This is a genomic window from Acidovorax cavernicola (assembly GCF_003581445.1).
In genome coordinates, this window is the sequence record NZ_QXMN01000200.1 from 1 (window position 1) to 1,525 (window position 1,525).

Annotated in this window: 1 protein-coding gene; it reads right to left on the reverse strand. The window is 69.6% G+C overall.

The window, feature by feature from the left end:
• Positions 1-165 precede the first annotated feature (165 nt).
• Positions 166-1,525, reverse strand: a 1,360-nt coding sequence (locus D3H34_RS32470) for a SulP family inorganic anion transporter (protein WP_147400585.1), incomplete at its 5' end; no start/stop codon positions are given.

A 1,525-nucleotide genomic window follows, 5' to 3' on the forward strand; every position in this document is an offset into this window, starting at 1 on the left:
ACCGTGGAGCATGCGCTGGCGGGCTTGTTGCGGCGGTTACAAAACACCAGCCGGTAAGCGTCGGCTAGCGTGGGGAGATGGCACCACCGGCGCCGGGCCGCCCCAAGCCGGTGGACGGCCCCCCTGGGGGGCAGCGGCTACGGCGCAGCCGAGCAAGCGTGGGGGCTACTTAACCCGCTCCATCAACTGCCGGCTGCTCGCAGTGAGCCCCGTGACTTCAACCGCACAGCCATGCGCGCGCAGCCGCTGCACGACTTTCTCCAGCGCCGCCACCGCGGTGATGTCCCAGAACTGCGCGCCGCTCGCATCGATGCGCACCGCGCGCCCTTCGGCGCCGCGCACGTCGAACGCGTCGACCAGCGCATCGGCCGAGGCGAAGAACACCTGGCCGCTGACCGTCCAGGTGCGCGTTCCGGCAAGATCGTCGTCGCTGCGCACCTGCAGCAGCTGCGCCACCTTGGCCATGAAGAACACGCCGCTGAGCAGCACGCCCACGGCCACGCCGACCGCGAGGTTGTGCGTCATCAGCGTCAGCACCACGGTCGCCAGCATCACCGTCGTCGATGTCTTGGGATGGCGCGCCATCTCGCCCAGGCTGCCCCAATTGAATGTGGCCACCGACACCGTGACCATGATGGCCACCAGCGCCACGACCGGCACCAGCGCCACCCAGGGCTTGAGCAGCACGATCAGCACCAGCAGGAACACCCCGGCGAACAGCGTCGACAGCCGGCCGCGCCCGCCGTAGGTCACATTGCCCACGGCCTGGCCTATCATGCCGCAGCCCGCAATGCCGCCAAAGCAGCTGGCCGCGACGTTCGCCAGGCCCAGGCCCGTGCATTCGCGGTTCTTGTCGCTGGGCGTGTTGGTCATCTCGTCCACCACTGACGCCGTGAGCACGGATTCGAGCAGGCCCACCATCGCAATCGCGATCGCGGGCAGCAGGATGATGCGCAGCGTTTCCCAGGCCAGCGGCACTTCGGGCAGGCCGAACGACGGCAAGGCATCGGGCAGATGTCCCAGATCGGCGACGGTCGCCACCGGCAGGCCCAGGCCCGCGGCCAGCAGCGTCAATACCAGCACGCAGATCAGCGGTGAAGGAATCGCCGCCAGCGCCGGCCAGCCCGTGCGCCGCGCCATCCAGGGCAGGCCGTAGATCAGCGCCAGCCCCAGCGCCAGCAGCGCCCAGCCCGCGCCGTTGGCCTTCTCCAGATGAGGCAGCTGCGCGCTGAAGATCAGGATGGCCAGCGCATTGACGAAACCGGTGCGCACCGAGCTCGAGACAAAGCGCACCAGCAGCCCCATGCGCAGCCAGCCGAAAATGATCTGCACCAGGCCCGCGAGCAGGCCCGCGGCCAGCAGATAGGCCAGGCCGTGCGCCTGCACCAGCGGCGCGGCCACCAGCGCCACCGATCCCGCGGCCGCCGACACCATCGCCGGGCGCGCGCCCGCGAAAGCGATGACGATGCTAATCACGAACGAGGCATAGAGCCCGACGGCCGGGTCCACGCCGGCGACGAACGAG